16 protein-coding genes are annotated in these 18995 nt (G+C 73.3%); 6 read left to right on the forward strand and 10 right to left on the reverse strand.

Features of this window, described 5'->3' with window-relative positions; translation table 11 throughout:
- The first annotated feature begins 128 nt into the window (after positions 1-128).
- Both ABNF97_RS09805 and ABNF97_RS09810 read left to right on the forward strand, forming a co-directional pair.
- On the forward strand, positions 129-797 hold the full coding sequence (locus tag ABNF97_RS09805) for a dienelactone hydrolase family protein (RefSeq protein ID WP_486484552.1): 669 nt from the start codon (positions 129-131) through the stop codon (positions 795-797).
- Positions 798-905: 108 nt separating this feature from the next.
- The gene (locus ABNF97_RS09810) at positions 906-1715 is read left to right on the forward strand and encodes a TIGR04222 domain-containing membrane protein (RefSeq protein ID WP_130461773.1); all 810 of its coding nucleotides are present in this window, start codon (positions 906-908) and stop codon (positions 1713-1715) included.
- Positions 1716-1742: 27 nt separating this feature from the next.
- Here the strand turns inward: ABNF97_RS09810 and ABNF97_RS09815 are convergent, their stop codons facing one another.
- The 4 genes from ABNF97_RS09815 to ABNF97_RS09830 all read right to left on the reverse strand — a co-directional run bounded on the left by ABNF97_RS09815 (position 1743) and on the right by ABNF97_RS09830 (position 5575).
- Positions 1743-2534, reverse strand: coding sequence for an FAD:protein FMN transferase (locus tag ABNF97_RS09815; RefSeq protein ID WP_130465783.1), 792 nt, complete (start codon positions 2532-2534; stop codon positions 1743-1745).
- Between the two features lie 41 nt (positions 2535-2575).
- Positions 2576-3082 carry an FMN-binding protein gene (locus tag ABNF97_RS09820; protein ID WP_130461774.1) on the reverse strand — a complete coding sequence of 169 codons (507 nt, stop codon included), beginning with the start codon at positions 3080-3082 and terminating at the stop codon, positions 2576-2578.
- Between the two features lie 34 nt (positions 3083-3116).
- Positions 3117-4736 (reverse strand): ferric reductase-like transmembrane domain-containing protein, encoded by a 1620-nt coding sequence (locus ABNF97_RS09825; RefSeq protein WP_130461775.1) that lies wholly within the window; start codon positions 4734-4736, stop codon positions 3117-3119.
- A gap of 188 nt (positions 4737-4924) precedes the next feature.
- Positions 4925-5575, reverse strand: a complete 651-nt coding sequence (locus tag ABNF97_RS09830) for an LppU/SCO3897 family protein (protein WP_130461776.1) — start codon at positions 5573-5575, stop codon at positions 4925-4927.
- A gap of 477 nt (positions 5576-6052) precedes the next feature.
- On the opposite strand from ABNF97_RS09830, the gene ABNF97_RS09835 reads away from it, so the two are divergent.
- From ABNF97_RS09835 to ABNF97_RS09850, 4 genes are all read left to right on the forward strand, one after another.
- Positions 6053-9175 carry an AfsR/SARP family transcriptional regulator gene (locus ABNF97_RS09835; RefSeq protein WP_349338325.1) on the forward strand — a complete coding sequence of 1041 codons (3123 nt, stop codon included), beginning with the start codon at positions 6053-6055 and terminating at the stop codon, positions 9173-9175.
- 66 nt (positions 9176-9241) lie between these two features.
- Positions 9242-9997 carry a WYL domain-containing protein gene (locus ABNF97_RS09840; protein WP_130461778.1) on the forward strand — a complete coding sequence of 252 codons (756 nt, stop codon included), beginning with the start codon at positions 9242-9244 and terminating at the stop codon, positions 9995-9997.
- 93 nt (positions 9998-10090) lie between these two features.
- Positions 10091-10546 (forward strand): nuclear transport factor 2 family protein, encoded by a 456-nt coding sequence (locus ABNF97_RS09845; protein WP_165436648.1) that lies wholly within the window; start codon positions 10091-10093, stop codon positions 10544-10546.
- 511 nt (positions 10547-11057) lie between these two features.
- Positions 11058-11684, forward strand: coding sequence for an NADPH-dependent F420 reductase (locus ABNF97_RS09850; RefSeq protein WP_349338326.1), 627 nt, complete (start codon positions 11058-11060; stop codon positions 11682-11684).
- A gap of 8 nt (positions 11685-11692) precedes the next feature.
- Here the strand turns inward: ABNF97_RS09850 and ABNF97_RS09855 are convergent, their stop codons facing one another.
- The 6 genes from ABNF97_RS09855 to ABNF97_RS09880 all read right to left on the reverse strand — a co-directional run bounded on the left by ABNF97_RS09855 (position 11693) and on the right by ABNF97_RS09880 (position 18916).
- Entirely contained in the window at positions 11693-12973 is a 1281-nt protein-coding gene (locus ABNF97_RS09855) for an AI-2E family transporter (RefSeq protein ID WP_349338327.1), read from the reverse strand.
- A gap of 268 nt (positions 12974-13241) precedes the next feature.
- Positions 13242-14198, reverse strand: coding sequence for a hypothetical protein (locus tag ABNF97_RS09860; RefSeq protein WP_349338328.1), 957 nt, complete (start codon positions 14196-14198; stop codon positions 13242-13244).
- 224 nt (positions 14199-14422) lie between these two features.
- The gene (locus ABNF97_RS09865; protein ID WP_349338329.1) at positions 14423-15109 is read right to left on the reverse strand and encodes a response regulator transcription factor; all 687 of its coding nucleotides are present in this window, start codon (positions 15107-15109) and stop codon (positions 14423-14425) included.
- On the reverse strand, positions 15079-16239 hold the full coding sequence (locus ABNF97_RS09870) for a hypothetical protein (RefSeq protein ID WP_130461782.1): 1161 nt from the start codon (positions 16237-16239) through the stop codon (positions 15079-15081). Before ABNF97_RS09870 ends, ABNF97_RS09865 begins: the two co-directional genes overlap by 31 nt.
- Positions 16229-17458 (reverse strand): sensor histidine kinase, encoded by a 1230-nt coding sequence (locus tag ABNF97_RS09875; RefSeq protein ID WP_349338330.1) that lies wholly within the window; start codon positions 17456-17458, stop codon positions 16229-16231. The genes ABNF97_RS09870 and ABNF97_RS09875 overlap by 11 nt, the downstream gene beginning before the upstream one ends.
- 411 nt (positions 17459-17869) lie before the next feature.
- Positions 17870-18916, reverse strand: coding sequence for an L-dopachrome tautomerase-related protein (locus tag ABNF97_RS09880; protein WP_130461784.1), 1047 nt, complete (start codon positions 18914-18916; stop codon positions 17870-17872).
- Positions 18917-18995 lie beyond the last annotated feature (79 nt).

Here is an 18995-nt window from a genome sequence, read left to right on the forward strand (position 1 = left end):
CGGTTGAGCCCGACGCCGCCGGGTAAGGCGACAAGGGCCGCCCGGTAAGGCGACAAGGGGCGGCGTGGCGGAGAGGGCGGCGTGGCGGCACGACCGACCCGGACCGGAAGGTCGCGCCGGGAAGAGGCATGGGAGGCAGCCGGATGGAGCTCCGGGCCAGCGATACCACGATTCCGGCCGGAGACGTACGACTCAGCGGCGATCTGGTCGTCCCGGCCGAGGCGCGCGGGGTCATCCTGTTCGCACACGGCAGCGGCAGTTCCCGGCACAGCCCGCGCAACCGGATGGTGGCCGAGGCGCTCAACCGGTACGGCCTGGCGACCGTGCTGGTCGACCTGCTGACCCGGGACGAGGAGTCGGTCGACGACCGTACCGCGGCGCTGCGCTTCGACATCGGCCTGCTCACCGGCCGGCTCGTCAGCATCGTCGACTGGCTGTCCACCGGCGAGCCGGCGGGGCGGCTTCCGATCGGGCTCTTCGGGGCGAGTACCGGAGCCGCGGCCGCGCTCTCCACCGCCGCACAACGCCCGGAGCAGGTGTACGCGGTCGTCTCCCGGGGCGGCCGCCCGGACCTGGCCGGCGCCGACCTGCCCCGGGTACGTGCCGACACGTTGCTGCTGGTCGGCGGCCTCGACGACGAGGTGTTGCGGCTCAACGAGCAGGCGTTGGCCGAGCTCGACGCCAGCGCGGAACTGCGGGTGGTGCCCGGCGCCAGCCACCTCTTCTCGGAGCCCGGCACCCTCGACCAGGTGGCCCGGCAGGCGGCGGAGTGGTTCGTCGGCCACCTGCCGGCGTGACAGTACCGTCTAGCGCGCCCCGACCGGGCGGCCGGGACAGTACCGGTCCAGCCGCGCCCCGACCGGGCGGCCCGAGACAGACGTGCATGCGTTCTCCATACTCGAAGGATGACGGCGGCGCCCGGCGACCTGAGCACGACGGACCTCGGCTATCTCAATGGCGGTTCCTGGGGCGCCGTCCGGGCCGCACTGGTGATGCTGCACGGCCGGGGCAGTGTGTCAGCCGCCCGGCCCGGCGCGCTCAGCCGGACCGGCAGCATGCCGGCGTACGCGGAGCCGCTGGAACGGGCCCTCTTCGCCGCGCTGTACGGCTCGATGTCACCGTGCGAGGTGGCCAGCCAGCGCCGGGTCCGGCAGGCCCTGGCCGAGCAGCGGGAGGGGCTGATCGGGCTGGGGCTGCTCCGCCCGGCCTGGCGTCGGCTGCTGGTGCCGGCCACGCTGGTGCTCGTCCTGCCGCTGGTGGTTGCCCGGCTGGTCACGGCCGACCTGCTCGGCGTCGGAGCCGGCCTGCTGGTGGTGCTGGCGTTGGTCGGGATGGCCGGCTGGTTCCTGCCCCGCCTTACCCTTTCCGGCGGGCGTACGCTCCGGGACGCCCGCCGGGAGCATCCGCTGCCGGTCGGCCCGGACGGCGTTGCGGCCGGACGGCACGGCGGACTCGATCCCGGGCTGGCGGTGGCGCTGTACGGTACCGCCGGGCTGCCGCCGGAGATGCGGCAGTTCGCCCGGGACGTCGGACTGCTCGACGGCGGGACGTGGTCCCGGTTCGTCGGCGACTCCACACTGAACCTTTTTCAACCTGAACCGCGCGGCGCTCATGCACCGCCTCCGACCTTGCAGTCCGTCGGACCGCAAGGGGAGGTTGAAAAAGGTTCACTGGACACCTCGTCGATAGCGGCTGGTGGAACCGAGCACGCCTGAGGGTGGGCGGTCAGCCGAGCCGGCCGGTCAGCCCAGCCGGGGCGCCGGTTGGCCGGGCAGGTCGGAGCGGATGGTGCTGGGCCGCCGTGCCGGCTCGGTGGGGAGCACCGGAAAGCCGTCCGTGCGGTAGCACAGCTCGTCGGAGGTGACGATGCCGACCTCGTGGTCCGGCAGGTCGGCCAGCCAGCGCAGCCCGGCCTGACCCATCGCCACCCCCGCCGTCGCGTACGCGTCGGTGCGGCCGAGGTCCGTACCGACCACGGTGACCGAGGTCAGTTCGGTGGCCGGGGCGCCCCGGTACGGGTCGATCACGTGGAAGCCCCGCTCGTACGTCCCCGAGGTGGCGACCGCGAAGTCGTTGCCGCCGAGCACCCAGCAGATCTTGTCCGCCTGCCAGGGGTGCCGGATGCCGATCCGCCACGGCTCGCCGGGCCGGGGACCGCCCCGGGCCCGGATGTCTCCGCCCGCGTTGATCCAGTGTGCGCGGCAGCCGGCGGCCAGCAGCCGATCCGAGGCCACCTGCACCGACCACCCCTTGACGTAACCGGACGGGTCGAACCGGCCGGTCGCGTACGCGTCGAAGTAGCCGTCGGTCTCCCGCCACAGGTCGGCGCAGGCCTCCACCACCAGCCGCAGGTCGGCGGAGCAGTCCTGGAGGGACAGCTCGCCCCGGTCGAACCGGTTGACCTCGCTGTGCTCCTTGTAGGTGCTGAACCGCTCATCCACCTCGCGGAACCAGTCGAACGTCTGCTCGGCCAGCACCTCCAGGCGCCGGGCCGGCAGCGGATCGGTGAGCTGCACGCTGATCGGCGTACCCATGATCTGTTCGACCCGGCGCAGCCCCGCGGTACCCATCGGACTCAGGCCTTCGCCTTGTCGAGCGCCGACTGGAGCGACGCCTTGTACGCCGCACTGGTCAGGCTCGCCCCGGAGACCGTGTTCACCTTGTTGGCGCTGGTGACGGCGAGCGTCTGCTTGCGTAGCTTCGGGATCGCGCCCTCGTTGATGGTGGCGCTGGTCGGGTCCTCTTCGGGATAGGTCGCGTTGGCGGCGGTGACCTTGCCACCGGCAACCGTGATGGTCACCTTGACGGCGCCGTAGTCGTAGTTCGCCGCCGCCCCGACGAAGGTGCCGTCCTTCAGACCGCCCGCCGGTGCCTTGGCGGCCGGCTTCTTGGCCGGCGGCGCGGTGGTCTTCTTCCCGGCCGGAGCCTTGCCGCTCGGCGCCGGGCTGGCGGTGGCGTCGCCGGTCTCCTCCTCCAGCGCCACCTGGGTGCCGGGGTCGTCGGTCGGGGTGCCGAGCTTGGCTCCGATCAGCAGACTGGCGCCGATGGCGGTGCCGAGGACGGCGAAGGCGGCGCGACGCACGGGATGTACCTCCGTTGGGGTGGTGTGCGGGGGATCAGAATTCGAACGGATCGAGGTGGATCTGCCGGCGCGGCACCCTTAGCTTGCGCATCGTCCGCATCGAGACGTCGACCAGCCCGGGCGGTCCGCACAGGTAGATGTCCCGGCGGCGTACGTCCGGCACCAGCTCGCGCATGCCCTTGGCGGTGAAGAGGTGCCGGGGCGCCGGGTCGTCGCGCGAACCGATGACGTACCAGACCTGGGCGTTGCGGGACCGGGCCAGGAAGTCCAGCTCGTCGCGGAAGAGTAGCTCCTCCTCGCTGCGGGAGCGATAGATCACCACCGTCTGCTCGGGCAGGTCCTCCAGCAGCGCCCGGATCGGCGCGATGCCGCTGCCGCCGGCGATGAGCAGCGCGCGGGGCCGGATAGCCCGGTCGGCGGTGAAGACCCCGGACGGCCCCTCGGCGAAGATCCGGGTACCCGGCTCCAGGTACTGCAACGACTCGGTGTGGTCGCCGACCACCTTGACGGTCAGCCGCAGCCACTGCTCGTTCGGCGCGGCCGAGAGCGAGAACGGGTGTGCCTGCCACCAGCAGCCCTTGGTCAGGAACCGCCACCGGAAGTACTGGCCGGCCCGGGCGTCCAGCTCGTCGAGGCGGTTGCCGGAAATGTAGATCGAGACCATCTCGAACGCCTCCGGCACCACGTCCTCGACCCGCAGCCGGTGTCGAAGGTTGAACGCGATCGGGGAGATGATCCGTCCCCAGAGGACACAGGCGATGACGAAGAGGTAGAGCCCGGCCCAGAAGTACTGCCCGAAGCCGGGTTTGGAGAGCTCCTGCCCGGCGGCGAACTGGTGGCCGTAGCTGAACAGCAGCACCAGGTAGGTGCTCAGGTGCAGGTAGTACCAGAGTTCGTAGTTCATCATCCGGCGGATCGCCCGGATGGCCAGCAGCGCGATGCCGACCAGGATGCCGGTGGCGACCGTCGCGCTGATCATGTCCTCGTACGTGCTCAGCAGCGACCAGGTGCCCTCGACGATCGGGGTGTTGGTGAGCTTGCTGTAGCCGACCGCGATCAGCCCGGCGTGCGCCAGGATGGCGAGCAGCAGGAAGGCGCCGAGCTCCCGGTGCCAGATCAGCAGTGAGCGCGCCCCGATCCAGCGCTCCAGCCAGCGCACCCGGCTCATCAGCAGCACCTGGGCGAGCAGCAGGAACCCGCCGACCATGCCGGTGAGCCGACCAGCGGCGATCAGGATGTCGGCGGTGGTCCGGATCGACCCGGCCGGGGTGTTCAGCCACCACAGCTCGACGCTGGTGGCCAGCGCCGACCAGAAGACGATGTGGAAGAAGAGCCGGCCACTGCGGTCGTAGGGCTCGACCTCGGCGGTCTCCCGGTGCCGGGCCGCCTCCGCAGCCCCGCTGATCGGGTTGGGCCGGTGCGCCGGCGCCTCCTCGGCGTACGACCAGGGCTCGCGGTCACGTGTCCGGGTCGACCAGCCACCCTGTGACCGTGCCGGCTCGGCCGTGGCGTAGCGCTCGAACTCGTCGTACGGTTCGCGCTCCCGCCCCCGGGGTGGCCGGTCGTAGGGGTCCTCGGACGGCACCCGGGGAAGCAGGCCGGTCACCCATTCGGTGAGCGGCTCGGCCGTTTCGACATCCCGACGACGAGTCACGAAGAATATGTACCGGTCGGCCTACCAGAAGCCAAGCCCGAGCGGCCCGCTTAGTTCAGTCTTAAGAATCGCTTGGTTGGCGGCTAAGGAAGCGACCGTGCGGGGGGCCCGGCCCCCCCCCCCCCCCGCCCCCCCCCCCCCCCCCCCCCCCCCCCACCCCCCGATGTCGGGGCGACGCACAGGATGAATCAGCTCGCCGGGGCGACGCACAGGATGAAGTCGTTGAGCGTGCCGATCGTGCCGTCCTGGTAGAGGTACTGCGTGTAGTCGGTGGACTCGCACGCGGCCTCCTTGATGGTGCCGTTCTTGCGCAGCAGCACCTTGAGCGCGCCCTTGTCGCCGCAGCTCGCCTCCTCGACCTCGGAGGTCACCTTGTCGATGGTGAGGCAGTCGCCCTTCTTGAACTGGTCGAGGTTGCCCTCGATCGAGTCCTCGTCCGGGGACGGCGAGGGCTTGCCCTTCGGCGGGGTCGTCTTGCCGCTCGTCTTCGGGCCCGGGGTCTCGTCGCTGGCGGCCACGTTCGACGGATCGTCGTCACCGGCCCAGAGGTACGCGGCGGTGCTCCCGCCGCAGCAGAGCAGCAGTACGCCGAGGACGACGCCGACGATCAGCGGTGCCTTGCTCTTCTTCGGCGGAACCGGCGTGCCGAACTGTGCCTGCGGTCCGGCCGGCGACGAGGGCGCCGACGGGTACGCGCCCGATGCCGGGTAGTCGGGTGACTGCGGGTAGCCCGCACCACCGCCCGCCGGACTGCCGTACCCGCCGGGCTGGCCGGAGTGGCGAGGGTCGTGGGACGGCTCACCGGGGCCGTAGCCCGGTGGTGGATATGTGGACATCATTGCCTTTCACGGTAGAACTGCATCATGGGGGAGCCGTCCGGACCTGGATGGCCGGGATCGGTTACCGGGGTCGGTGAGTCGGGGTCGGCTACGGTCGGGGCGTCGTCGGTGCACCGGTCGGCGCAACGGCAGGAGGGGCCCGATCCGCCCGCCGGACCTGGCCAGTCTGCCCGACCCGGCCGGAATTCCAGCCGGAATTTCGGCCGGACGGCACGGTACACACCGGATGCAAGGGGTGCCCGGCGCTCGGGCAGGGGTCGGGGACACCTCCCCCGGTACCCGAGCCCCCGACCGCCGGCCCCCGTGACCGACCCGCCCCCCGCGGGCCTCTAGCAGCTTGGGGATGCCCGCCACACAACCGCCACACGATTGCCACACGCCATGCGACGGCGGCGCCGGTACACCGCCACATCCTGGGCAGACACCGTAGTACGGTTTGATGTCCGTGATTTGCCGGCGGTACTCAGGAGACGGCGCGTGAAGTTCGGGGTGCTCGGGCCGCTGCGGGTCTGCACCGATTCCGGCACCGAGGTGGTGCTGCGCAGCCGGCACCAGCGCACCGTGCTGAGCGCGCTGCTGGTCGGTGCCGGCCAGCTCGTCACCGTCGACCGGCTGGTGGAGACGCTCTGGGGTGACCGTCCACCGGCCTCGTACGCCTCCAACCTGCAGACCTACGTCTCCCGGCTCCGCGAGCGCCTGCCCGGGCTGAGCATCGAGCACCGCAGCGACGGCTACCTGCTGCGGGTGCGGACCGACGACGTCGACGTGCTGGTCTTCCGCCGTGAGGTCGCCGACGGCCGGGCGGCGCTGGCGGTCGGCGACCCGGCGCTGGCCGCCGACCGGTTCCGGCGCGGGCTGCGGCAGTGGCGGGGGCGCCCGCTGGCCGACCTGACGGTGCCGACGCTGGAGCCCGAACTCGCGCAGTGGGAACTCGAACGGGTCGGCGCGCAGGAGGACTGCGTCGACGCCGACCTCAGCGCCGACGGCGACCTCGCCACCGTCCTCGCCGAACTGCATCAACTGGTGACCGAGCACCCGATGCGGGAGCGGCCGTACGGCCAGCTGATGGTGGCGCTGAACCGCGCCGGTCGCCGGGCCGACGCGCTGGCCGCGTACCAGCGGGCCCGGGAGATCCTCGTCACCGAGCTGGGTGTCGAGCCGGGGCCCGAACTGCGCCGGTTGCACCAGGCGATCCTGCGCGGCGAGGAGCCGTCGATCGCCCGATCCGGCAACCGGCCGGAGACCGCGCCCCGGTCGCCGTTCCCGGTCTGCCAGTTGCCGCCGGCCCTGGCGGGCTTCGTCGGCCGGGGCGGCAGCATCGAGCGGATCGAGCGGATGCTGACCTCGGCGGCCGGCGGGGTGCCGGTGGTGGCCGTCTCCGGCCAGCCGGGCGTGGGCAAGAGCGCGCTGGCGGTGACGGTGGCGCACCGGATCCGGGAGCGGTTCCCGGACGGGCAGCTCTTCGTACACCTGGCCGGCGCCTCGGCCGCGCCCCGGGACCCGGCCGCGGTCCTGGCCGACCTGCTCCGGATGCTCGGTGTGTCCGGCTCGGCGTTGCCGCAGAACCTCTCCGCGCTGGCCGCCGCCTACCGGGCCCGGCTCGCCGACCGGCGGGTCCTGGTCGTCCTCGACGACGCCGCCACCGCCGCCCAGGTCCGGCCACTGCTTCCGGGTACCCCCGGCAGCGCCGTGCTGACCACCAGCCGGCGTCGGCTCAGCGGTCTGATCGACGCCCGGCACCTGCCGGTGGGCCCGCTCAGCGACGACGAGGCCCGGGAACTGCTGGCCGACGTGGTGGGCCCGGAACGGGTGACGGAGGAGCCCGGCCAGGCGGCCAGGATCGCCGCCGCCTGCGGCAACCTGCCGCTCGCGGTCCGGATCGCGGGTACCCGGCTCGCCACCCGATCGTGGCCGCTGGCGATCCTCGCCGACCGGCTCGACGACGAGCGGCAGCGCCTCGACGAACTGGCCGCCGGAGACCTCCAGGTCCGGGCCAGCCTGGCGCTGAGCGTGCAGGCGCTCTCCGCGCCGACCCGGGAGGCGTTCGGCCTGCTCGGCTCGCTCGGTCCGGTCAGCTTCGCGGTCTGGGCGGTCGCCGCACTGCTGGAGCGCGCCGACGCCGACCAGGTGCTGGACGAACTGGTCGAGGCGAGCCTGCTGGAGGTGGCCCGGCCGGCCGGCGGTGGCGAACCCCGCTACCGCCTGCACGACCTGCTTCGGGTCTACGCCGAGGAACTCGCCGTGACCGACGACCCTCCACCCGCGACAGCGGGGTGCGCCGCCGGGGTGGTGGAAGCCCCGGCCAGTCCCGTCGCCGTGGCGGCCGGGCAGCCGGGGCGGCGGGCCGAGGCGCTGCGCCGGCTGGTGGCCACGGCCGCCGCGCTCGCCGGCAGCGCCGCCCGCCGGCTGCCCCGGACCCTGACCTGGGCCCGTCTGGCAGAGCCGGCCGAGCGGGTACCCCCGCCGCGCGCCGCCGAGCGGGTCGCCGCCGACCCGCTCGGCTGGTTCACCGCCGAACTCGACTTCCTCACCGGCCTGCTCCGGCTCGCCGTGCGGTGCGGTGCCGAGCGGGCCGGGATCGACCTCGCCGAGCGGCTCGCCCCGTACTGCTGGGTGCACGGGCACTGGACGGAGCTCCAGGCCGTGCAGCGGCTGGCCCGGGAGGCAGCCGAGCGGATCGGCGACGACCGGACCATCGCCCGGGCCGACTTCGTCATCGGGCTGCTCCAACTGGCCCGGGGCGACCTGGCGGGCGCGGCGCAGCGGCTGCGCGACGGCCGGGACCGGTACGAGCGACTCGCCGACCGGCACGGCCTGGCCTGCCTGCTCAGCGACGAGGCGGTGCTCTACGACTACCAGAACCGCGCCGAGGACGCCGCGTCGACCGCCGAGCGGGCGGTGGCGCTGTTTCGGGCCGAGGGGGACCCGCTGGGCGCCCTGCTCGCCGCGCCGGTGCTCTCCGCCGCGTACCGAGGGCTGGGGCGGCTGGACGAGGCGCTGGCGGTGGACGAGGCGGCGGTGGACGAGGCCGGCGAGCTGGGCGCCGCCGAGATCGTCACCGCCCGCTGCCTGAACGCGCTCGCGGTCACCCGGCTGCTCCGCGACGAGCCGGCGCTGGCGTACGCCGCCGCGGAGCGGGCCGTGGCGCTGCTGCGTACGGTCAACGACCGGTACGTGCTGCTGGCCGCCCTGCGCCACCTCGCCTCGGCGGCGATCTGCCTGGGCCGGCGGGCCGAGGCGGTGCACCGGCTCCAGCAGAGTCACGACCTGGCGGTGCAGTTGGGGGACCGCCCCTGGGCCACCGGCCTGGCCCGGGATCTGGCGGTGAGCTGGATCGGCGAGGGGCGGGCCGCGGCGGCGGTCGGCGTGCTGCGTCGCTGCGTACGGACGTTCGAGGAGATGAGCATGCCGTCGGCCCAGGCGGCCACGCTGAACATGCTGGCTCGGGCGTACGACGAGATCGGTGACCGGGACGCGGCCCGGGACGCCCGGTTCTGGGCCGGGATCCTCAGCGATCCCCGAGACACCCGGACCCCGGTGCTGGCCGGCATCGTGCTGCGGCTGGCCGACGCGCCGGGGTTGGTGTCCAGCGGCTCCTGACCCCCCGGCCCCGGGCGCACCCTTCCTACACCTGGAAACGTCGTACCCGATCGGTAGTTTTGGCAGGTGAACCGTACCGATCGGCTTTATGCCCTGGTGGAGGAGTTGCGCGCGGTCGCACCCCGGCCGCGCAGTGCACGCTGGCTCGCCGACCGATTCGAGGTCGACGCGCGCACGATCAGGCGGGACATCGGCGCCCTACAGGAGTCCGGCGTGCCCATCTATCCCGAGCTGGGCCGGGGCGGCGGCTATGCCCTGGACCGGGCCTACACGCTCCCGCCGGTGAACATCACCCCGCGCGAGGCGATCGCCGTCGCCGTCGCGCTGGGCACGATGGCCGACACCCCGTTCCTCGACGCGGCGCGGTCGGTGCTGCACAAGATCCTCGCGGTGATGCCACCGTCCGGTGTGGAGACGGCAGCCGAGCTCGCCGGCCGGGTCCGGCTGGCGGCGCTGGAACCGGAGCCGGCGGCGCTGCCCGCCCGGCAGGTGCTCCGGACCGCCGGCGACGCGCTGCTCAGCCGCACCGTGCTGGCGATCGAGTACGTCGACCGTAACGGTGCCGCCTCACAGCGGCTGATCGAGCCGGTGGAGCTGCTCGGCGCCGGCCGGCTGTGGTATCTGGTCGGTTGGTGCCGGCTCCGCCAGGAGGTACGCGGCTTCCGGCTGGACCGGATGCGCCGGGCGGCGCCGACCAACGAGACCGCGCCGCCCCGGTCGATCGAGCCCGCCTGGCGGGGTGGGCTCGACGTGCCGGCGACCCCGCTGCGCCTGCCCGGGCGGGCGGATCCGGTGGGAAAAGCGGACAGGATGCTGTCCTGACCAGGGTCGAGAATGGTGGGTGACGAGGCCGGCCCGGCACGCCGACGCGCTCGGCAACCGGGCCGGATCACCGCCCACGGGAGGACTCTCGCGATGACCATCAACACCAACCACAGCTCGGTCCTGGTCCCCGTCGACTCCCGACCGATGCTCTGGCAGAACTGGATGGCGCTGCGTAACGGCGACCGGTCGCTCGTCGAGGAGATCCTCGCACCCACGGTTCTCGCCCACCTGCCGGTGCCCGGCGGGTCGCCGGAGCAGGTCCAGGGCCGTCAGGCGCTGGTCGCCTGGGTCTCCGGCCGGCACGCCGGCTGCCCGGACGCGCGGCTGGCCGTCGAGGTCGGCCCGATCATCGGACCCGACCTGATCGCCGGTCGGTGGAAGCTCACCCGGGACGGCGACGACCCGGACAGCCTCTGTCCACACCGGATCGTCGTGGCCTGCTCCGGGGTCGACATCCTGCGGGTCGACGGCGACCGGATCGTCGAGTACTGGAGCCACGACGACAGCGTCCGGTTGGACCGCTGCCTGACCTACAGCGCCGCGTAGCAACGGCCCGGGAGCGGGGTGGGACGGTTCACCGGTCCTGCACCGCTCCCGGCCCTCCCCACCGGGTCAGGAGGGGTGACAGCTGTTGGCATATCGGTCGTCAGTAGCGTTCAACAGCGAAGCTATGGTCGGGATCGTGAACCTGAAGGAATGGGCAGCCGCCACCGGCGTCTCGTACGCGACCGCGCGTCGGCGATACGAGTCCGGGACGTTGCCTGTTTCCACGTACCGGCTCGGCCGTCTGATCAGTGCCGGCGCGGGACGCCGCCCGACCAACTCCGACCTCGGCTCGGTCCGCACCCTGTCACCTCCCTTCCGGGACGTGGCCAGCCTATGCCCGCGCTTCGCCGCCCCGCCCGTCAGCGTGCGGCGGCAGGTCGGGGCGGTGGTGTCGGCGGGCGGAGGACGTCATGCGGAGGCAGGACGGGGCGGGGGCCCGGGGCGTAGAGGCGGGCGTTTGCCGGCCGACCCGCCGGGTAGCCCCGGCCAAGGCGGTGGAAAGGGGAGGACCGTGCGGATCGGCATCGTCGGCACCGGGCACGTCGGTGAGACCCTGGCCCGATTGTTCAACAAGGCGGGCCACGAGCTTGCGGTGTCCAACTCCCGGGGCCCGGACACGCTCAGTGAACTCGCGGACGAACTGGGCGAGCGGGTGCATCCGGCAACCGTGGCGGAAGCGGCCCGGTTCGGTGACCTGGTGGTGGTCTCGGTACCCGTCGGCCGGTACGCCGACCTGCCCGCCGAGCCGATGGCGGGCAAGACGGTGATCGACACCGGGAACTACTACCCGGAGCGCGACGGCCACAATCCGCAGCTCGACCAGAACCGGACCACCTCCAGCGAGCTGCTCCAGCGGTACCTGTCGAAGGCGCACGTGGTGAAGGCGTTCAACACGATGCGCTGGGACCACCTGCGCGAGTACGGCCGGCAGTCCTCGGCGCAGCGCCGTTACGGCATTCCGGTCTCCGGGGACGACGTCGGCGCGAAACGGCAGGTCGCCGACCTGATCGAGCAGATCGGGTACGAGCCGGTGGACGCCGGCCGGCTGGCCGAGGGGCGCCGGCACCAGCCCGGTACCCCGATCTATCTCGCCGACCTGGACGGCGCCGAACTGCACAGCCGGCTCGGCGCACCGTAGCCGCCGGCTCAGCTCTCCGGGCTGCTCCGGCCGGTGTCGCCGGGCGCCGGGCTCGCCTCACCCGCTGGCTCGCCCGCCGGTCCGGCTGCCCCCGCGCCGTCCTTGCCAGCCCGGTCGCCGTCGTCGTTGTCGGTCCGGTCGTCGTTGTCGGTCCGGTCGTCGTTGTCGGTCCGGTCGTCGTTGTCGGTCCGGTTGTCGTCGTTGGTCCGGGCGTGCCGGTCCGCCGCCACCGAGTTGACCACGCTGTAGAGCACCGCGGCGATCGGCACCGCGACGAAGGCGCCCACGATGCCGCCGAGCAGCGTACCGGCCGCGACCACCAGCAGCACCACCACCGGGTGCAGCCGGACCTGCCGCTTCATGATCAGCGGTTCGAGCAGGTTCCCCTCGGTCTGCTGCACGGCGATCACCGCCGCCAGCACCAGCAGCGCGGTGGTCGGTCCCTTCGCGGCCAGCGCGACGAGTACCGCGACCCCGCCGGCCACGGTCGCGCCGATGATCGGCACGAAGCCGCCGAGGAACGTGATCACCGCCAGCGGCAGCGCCAGCGGAACGCGGAGGACGACCAGCGCGATCCCGATGCCGATCGCGTCGATCGCGGCGATCATCATCGTGCCCCGGGTGTACGCGCCCAGCGTGTGCCAGCCGGCCCGACCGGCCGCCGCCGTCCGGGCCCGGGACCCCAGCGCGACCCGGTCCAGCACCCACCGCCACATCGAGCGGCCGTCCTTCAACAGGAAGAACAACAGCACCAGGACCAACAGCAGGCCGCCGATCGCCTCCGCCACGGTGGCCACACCGCTGACCGGGTCCGGTGCCGACCTCTGCACCCCGGAGACCGCCTGCTGGGTCCACTTGTCGACCTGCTGCTCGCTGATCGGCAACGCGCCGGTGAGGAAGTCCCGGGTCCGCTCCAGCCCCTGGTCGAGCTGCTTGATCAGATCGGAGAACTGGTCGGCGGTCAACCGCCAGATCAGCAGTACGGCGCCGCCGAGCAGCCCCAACAACAGCAGTACCGAGGTCAGCGCGGCGAGCGCGGACGGGAAGCGGTGCCGACGCAGTCGGCTGGCCACCGGATCGAGCAGCGCGGCCAGGAACAGGGTGGCCGCGAGTGCGATGCTCAGCGGTGCCAGCCGGGTGGCGATCCGTGCCAGGACGTACGCCCCGGCGGTGATGACGAGCAGGCAGGCGCTGGCCAGCACCGTCCAGCGCACCAACCAGGGGAGACGGTCCAGGAGTTGGCCGGGGCGCCCACCGTACCCGTTCGACCGACCGGCCGCGTTGCCCATGTCCGCCTCCCAGTCGACCCTCGGCGTCCCGGATACCCGCCGGATGCCCGGGCGACACCTACCGCTGTGGGGCGAACTGTTCGGTTCCGACAGCGCTGGACACCCGCCTCGCCTCCCCTGGAGAGACGGCCGGGCCGGGTCGAGGCGGCGGGTGCCGGGGGTCGAGGCGGCTCGGGTGCCGAGGCGAGGCGGCCTGGGCGGTGAGCGGCGCCGCCCGGCCTGCCGAAGCGGCGCGGTTCGGCGGTCGGAGTAGTCGGAGGCGGCGCGGTCAGGAGGCGGAGCCCGGCTGCCGCTCCGGCCAGCGGCCAGGTGAGACAACCGGCATCCGGCCCGACGGGTTCCGGGCCGACGGCGGCAGGTTCCGGCCGGGTGTCGGCGAGCCCGCGCCCGGGGTCGACGAGTTGCCGGTCGGCGCGGCGGAACTCCGACTGGCGGTCGGCGCGTTGCGGCGGCGCAGCGAGCGACGGTAGTAGTCGTCCCGGTGCGCGAACTCGACCGGGAGCGATCCGGGCAGGTCGACGCCGCGCCGGGGATCGGCCAGGGCGTCGGCGTGCAGTGCCAGCCCGGCGCGGGTGAGCAGCGCGTCCCACTCCGGCGGGGCCAGCTCCACCATGGCCGGATTGGCGAGCCGGAACCCGGCCACCGCTCGCCGGATCACGGTGGCCAGCCGGCGTACGCTCTGCGGCGAGTCGAGCGGGCCGCCGGAGAGGGCGAGCGCCGGCCGCCCGGTGGCGCGTACCGCGTCGCAGACCACGAGCAGGCGCTCCTCGGTGGCCGCCGATCCGGCGGTGGCCGAACCCGACGTACCCGGACCGATGTCCGGGCCGGTGCCGGGGGAGAGGATGCGCAACCCGGCCGGCCACTGCCAGCGGATCTGCCCGGTCACCACCCGGCTGCCGACCGGCCCGATCCGGCGCCGGTGCCGTGGATCCGCCGGAATCCCCGGCGCCGGTCCGATGTGGCAGTCCACGCAGACGTACGCGAGCCGCCGGTCGGTGACCAGGACCTCGGCGGGCCGGGGCAGCGACCAGGCCAGCTCGTCCGGGCCGGCGCTGGGCGCGAGCAGGTATCCGGCGACGTCGACCCGGTCACGCCACAACACCCGCTCGTCGGTGTCCAGCACCAGCCGACGGTGCCAGTCGAGCCGGGGGAAGTAGGTGTCGTCCTGGTTCGGATCGTCGAAACGATGTGGCCGGATGAAGAACGGGGACGCGTTCTCGGTCATTGGGGAGGGCCTCCCGGGTACGGGACGTCGTACCTCTAAGGCTGGCGGACTTCCGATCCGCTGTCACGACGGTTGTTGGGGGGTCGGACGCTCGGCTGACCCGGGCACGGCCGTTGGGTGACGCACGCTGGATCTACGGCCGTGCGGCGCCGGCAAGTCATGGGACAGGGGCCGGCGGGGCGACCGTGCGGGAGCGGGCGCGCGGCGAGGGGTGACCCGGTCGACTAGTTGCCGATCTCGTCGGCCCGGACGAGGCCGTCCTCGATGGCCCGGGCCAGCAGTGCGGCCTTGGTCGCGGCGGGCCGGCCAGCCCGGGCGTACTTGATCCGGGCCCGGTCCACGTACTGCTTGACCGTGTGCTCGCTGATCTTCATCCGACGCGCCACCGATGCCTTCGACATCGACTGGAACCAGAGCAGCACCGCCTCGCGTTCCTTGTCCGACAGCACGGGCCGCCCGGTGCGCCGGTCGCCGACGATCGCACCGGCCAGCGCCGGTGGCACGTACGGGCGGTCACTCGCCGCCGCCAGGACGGTCTCGACGCAGTGCTCGCGTCCCTCCTGTTTGGCCAGGAAGGCGACGGCCCCGGCGTCCAGGACGGCCAGGATGGTGTCGGGGTCGCTGTGTTCGGAGTAGACCACCACCCGCCGGCCGGCGCCGCTCAGCTCGGCCACCTTGTCGATCACCATCCGGCCGCGCAGCCGCAGGTCGAGCAGGATCACGTCGGCCGGCGGCTGCTCCGGGGCGAGTACCCGGTCCGGGTCCTCGCCGGTCGCCACCACCACCAGCCGTGGCTCGGTGGCCAGCCACGAGCGGATCCCCTCGATGACCACCGGGTGGTCGTCGACGATCGCGACCGGGATCCGCGATCCCTTCGGGGTCACGCCGCCCGCCACCGGGTCTGCACCCATACCAGTTCCTCGTTCTCCTCGTGGATGTACTCGACCTTGCCGTCCGCGCCGGAGAGGTCGTCGCCGGAACCTCCGATGGTGTCACCGGCGCCGACCGGCTCGGACGTGATCACCGACGTGCCGGGTGTGGTCAGGCTCACCACGACCTCGTCGGGCTGGCCGACCACGGTCAGCCGGGCCCACCGGGTCGCGGCGGCCAACGTCGTGGTCAGCGGTTCGGCGAGCCGCCGGCGGATCTCCACCGGCAGCGGTGGCAACGCGCCGACGGCCACGAAGTCGACCGGCAGGCCGTTGCGCTCCACCACGTCGACGCAGGCGCGCAGTTCGTGCAGCAGCGGATCCGGCACGTCGTCCGACTCGGCGATCAGCCGGCGCAGCCGGGACGCCTCCAGGGCGCAGCGGCGCTGTACCGCCGGATCGGCCGGATCGGCCCGTCCCTGCGCGAGTTCGGTCAGGATGGCCCCGGCGGTCCGGTCCAGCGCGGCGAGCCGGTCCCGGCGGGTCTGGTGCGTCCGGCCGGCGGTGGCCCGCTCGGTCTCGATCGCCGTCCGGGCCGCCGCCGCCTGGGCGGTGGTCCCGGCGAGCGTGCCGAGCAGGTTGATCGCGATCATCATCGCGATGGGCAGTGTCGCGTTGCCGTAGACAGCCATCGCGTACCGGCTCAGGTCCGCCGCTTCGGTACCGCGCAGTGTGAGTACCCCGACCAGGGCTATCGCCGCGCCGACCGCCAGCACCGCGACCAGGGCCGGAATCCGACGTCCCCAGAGCAGGAGCACGACGAACCAGCCGAGGGTCGACCAGCCGAAGTTGACGGCGCCGAAGACCAGCGAGGGTGGTACGCAGGCGAAGACCACCACGTCGACCAGGAGCAGCACCCCGACCAGTGGCCAGGTCGGCGAGGGCGCGCCGCGCAGCAGGTTGACCGCGGCGACCGCGCCGACCGCCCCGAAGACCAGCCAGCCGGCACCGACGACCCAGGGCAGCCGCAGCTGCTGCCAGGCGCCGAGTATCGCCGGCAGGTTGATGGCGAGGTGCCAGCCGAAGGCGATCAGCACGGCCGCGATCCGGGGACCTCGTTCGACGGTGGCGGTGACCGCGCCTGCGGCGCCGCCGGCCAGGTCAGTGGGCATCCGACCACTCCAGCCGGATCCGGGTGCCCCGACCGGGCGCGGACGAGACCTCGGCCCGGCCGCCGACCGTCGCCATCCGGCCGTGCACGGATTCCCGCAGGCCGTACCGGTGTCGGGGGACCGCCTCCGGGTCGAAGCCGGGCCCGTCGTCGACCACCTCGACCGCGACGGTGCCGCCGCTGTGGCACAGCCGCACCGAGGCGCTGGCCCCGGGGGCGTGTCGGAGCACATTGGACAGTGCTTCGCCGGTGCTGTGGGTGACCGCCTCGGCGACCGGAGCCGGCACCTCGCACGGCTCCAGCGCAGCGCTGGCCCGTAGCTCGGGCAGCCGGCCGAGCAGCGCACGCAGCCGCTCGTCGAGGGCGATCAGTCGGACTTCCGCCGCCGGCTCGGGGGCGACCACCGGCTGGTTGCCGGCCAGGCCGGCCAGGGTGCGCAGGTCGGCGGCGGCCCGCTCGCGCAACATCGGCGACCGTGCGGGAACCGCGCCGAGGCCGACCACGGTGAGGGTGGAGAGCACGGTGTCGTGCAGGTCGCGGTTCTGCTGCCGCTCGGCGGCGCGGGCGGCCCGCGCGGTCAGGGCGGCCAGGGCGGTCTGCTGGTACGCGGCGAAGGCGGCGTCGGCGAGCCGGCTGCTGCGCCGGGCCACCCCGGCCAGGGCGGCCGCGCAGCCGGTCTGCACGGTAAGGGTGATCGCGTGCCCGACCGCCTCGGTGTCGTTGCCGGCCAGGTGCACGCCGATCCCGTACGCGACGGCCACCAGCAGCCCGGCCGGGACGGAGCGGGCGGTCGGCAGGATGAACTGGGCGACGATCACCGAGGTGCTGGACTGGATCGCCACCCAGCTCACCTCGCCGGGCAGTACCTCGGCGGCGACCACGTCCCGGACCAGCAGGCAGGTGCCGACGGTGAGCAGGATGTCGACGGCCATCGCGGGCGCCGGCCGGCGCCACCGGACCACCATTGCCGCGAAGAGCACCGACCAGGCGGTCAGCAGACCCACCACGCCGACGAGCAGCGGGGTGGAGACCGGCGGGGTGCGCACCGCGAGCGCTGGCACCGCGCAGGCGATCCCGCAGGTGAGCCGGAGCAGGGCCGGAAAGATCGTGTAGACCCAGCCGAGCGCACTGGCGGCCGGCATCTCGGCGCCGGTCGGTGCCGGATCGACCGGTCCGGGGGAGCCGACCGGGACGGAGGCGCTCGCGGCGGAGACAGACATGGGTGCCCGGCCCTCCCGTCGCTCCGCCGCCGCGCGGCAGCACGTCCACACCGGACCGCGCCCCTACGCATCGAAGCCGAAGAATAGCAGAGGCATAACCGCTAGTTTGTCCCAGATTGCTCTTGGTGACCGGCCGTCTCCCACCTGCGGGCAGCCGGACCGGCCGTCACGTGACCTGACCATCGAACGGAGGCCACGTGACGGCCGGTCGGGGGTCAGTGTGACAGCCGTACGGGGGTCAGCGCGACCCGTTCCGGGGGTCAACACACGCCCGGCCGGGAGTCTGCGCGCCCCCTTCCGGGGCCACCTCCAGCCCGACCGGGGATCAGGGCTGGCCCGCCCTACCGGCCAGTCAGGGCCCGTCGTATCGCCGCCCACCCGGGCCGGGCCCGCCGTGTCTCGGGGTCGGTGTCAGGCGTGATCGTTGGCGGGTGGCACCGCGTTGACCGGCATCCGGTAGATCCACACCGGGTAGTCGACGTCGGAGGCGCCGCCGGCCAGCCCAGGAGTGCGGTTGAGCTGGGCCGCCGGGATCCAGAGCTGGCCGGTGCCGTCGAGCCAGAGCGCGTCACCCCAGACCAGCCGGGGGTCCGCGACCAGGGTCTCGATCCGGCGGTCGAGCCCGATGGCCAGGATGCGCCGCCGATCCACGTCACTCAGGTAGATCACGCCGGCCGCGTCGATCGCGGTACCGCCGGTGGTCGGGGTGTCCACCCACGGCTCGACCTGCCGGGCGACGATCTCCGGTGGAATCTCCGGATCGTCGAGGCAGCGTGTCTCGATCCGGTGCAGGGGCCCGGAGGCCGGCTGGTAGTAGAGGTACCGGCCATCCGGCGAGACCTCCAACTGGTCGGCGTGGATCCGCAGCTCCCGGCCGTGTACGTCGCGCAGCATCGCCCCGTCGGCCCGCAGCGGCCGGTGGGCGACGGTGCTGGCATGCCCGTCGAGCACCCGGCGGCACCCTCCGGTCGCCAGGTCCAGCACGATCAGCCCGGGCGCGCCGGCGTCGGTCAGGTAACCCATCCGACCGTTGAACCGGACGTCGTCGACGTAGCTGTTCGGCCGCAGCGCCGGGCCGAGGTCGTAGCTGCGGACCACCGTGCCGGAGTCCGGCTCCACGACGATCAGCCGGGGACCTCCGGGTACGACCGGCAGGCCAATCCCGGGGCTGCCCGAGTCGACGATCCAGAGGTTGCCGTCCGGCCCGATCCGCACCCCGTTCACGTGCACGAAGGTGCCCTCCGGATCGAGGACGTCGCGCACCTCGTTCCAGGCCGCGTCGGGATAGGGCACGACCCGGCCGTCCGAGACCACCTCCCCGACCTGGATCCCGGGGCCGTCCGCCGACGGGAAGCTGACGAAGACCCGTCCGTCGCCGGTGGTGGTCACGCCGGTCCAGACCCGGTCGGCGGCGGCCACCGGCCGCAGCCGGGGATCCTCCTGGATGGTGGGGCGCACGCCGCCGAGCCTATCGCCGGGAAAGCCCCGGAAAGTCCGTTTCGTCGCAGGTCCGCGCTCCCGGTCGCCGTCAGGCCGT

It is taken from the genome of Plantactinospora sp. B6F1 (assembly GCF_040120695.1).
Lineage (GTDB): Bacteria > Actinomycetota > Actinomycetes > Mycobacteriales > Micromonosporaceae > Plantactinospora.

Coding starts and splice junctions, on each gene's coding strand:
- ABNF97_RS09865 (WP_349338329.1), bottom strand. CDS start 15,109: ATGGGTGCAGACCCGGTGGCGGGCGGCGTGACCCCGAAGGGATCGCGG.
- ABNF97_RS09810 (WP_130461773.1), top strand. CDS start 906: ATGACGGCGGCGCCCGGCGACCTGAGCACGACGGACCTCGGCTATCTC.
- ABNF97_RS09845 (WP_165436648.1), top strand. CDS start 10,091: ATGACCATCAACACCAACCACAGCTCGGTCCTGGTCCCCGTCGACTCC.
- ABNF97_RS09875 (WP_349338330.1), bottom strand. CDS start 17,458: ATGTCTGTCTCCGCCGCGAGCGCCTCCGTCCCGGTCGGCTCCCCCGGA.
- ABNF97_RS09830 (WP_130461776.1), bottom strand. CDS start 5,575: ATGATGTCCACATATCCACCACCGGGCTACGGCCCCGGTGAGCCGTCC.
- ABNF97_RS09870 (WP_130461782.1), bottom strand. CDS start 16,239: ATGCCCACTGACCTGGCCGGCGGCGCCGCAGGCGCGGTCACCGCCACC.
- ABNF97_RS09860 (WP_349338328.1), bottom strand. CDS start 14,198: ATGACCGAGAACGCGTCCCCGTTCTTCATCCGGCCACATCGTTTCGAC.
- ABNF97_RS09855 (WP_349338327.1), bottom strand. CDS start 12,973: ATGGGCAACGCGGCCGGTCGGTCGAACGGGTACGGTGGGCGCCCCGGC.
- ABNF97_RS09815 (WP_130465783.1), bottom strand. CDS start 2,534: ATGGGTACGCCGATCAGCGTGCAGCTCACCGATCCGCTGCCGGCCCGG.
- ABNF97_RS09805 (WP_486484552.1), top strand. CDS start 129: ATGGGAGGCAGCCGGATGGAGCTCCGGGCCAGCGATACCACGATTCCG.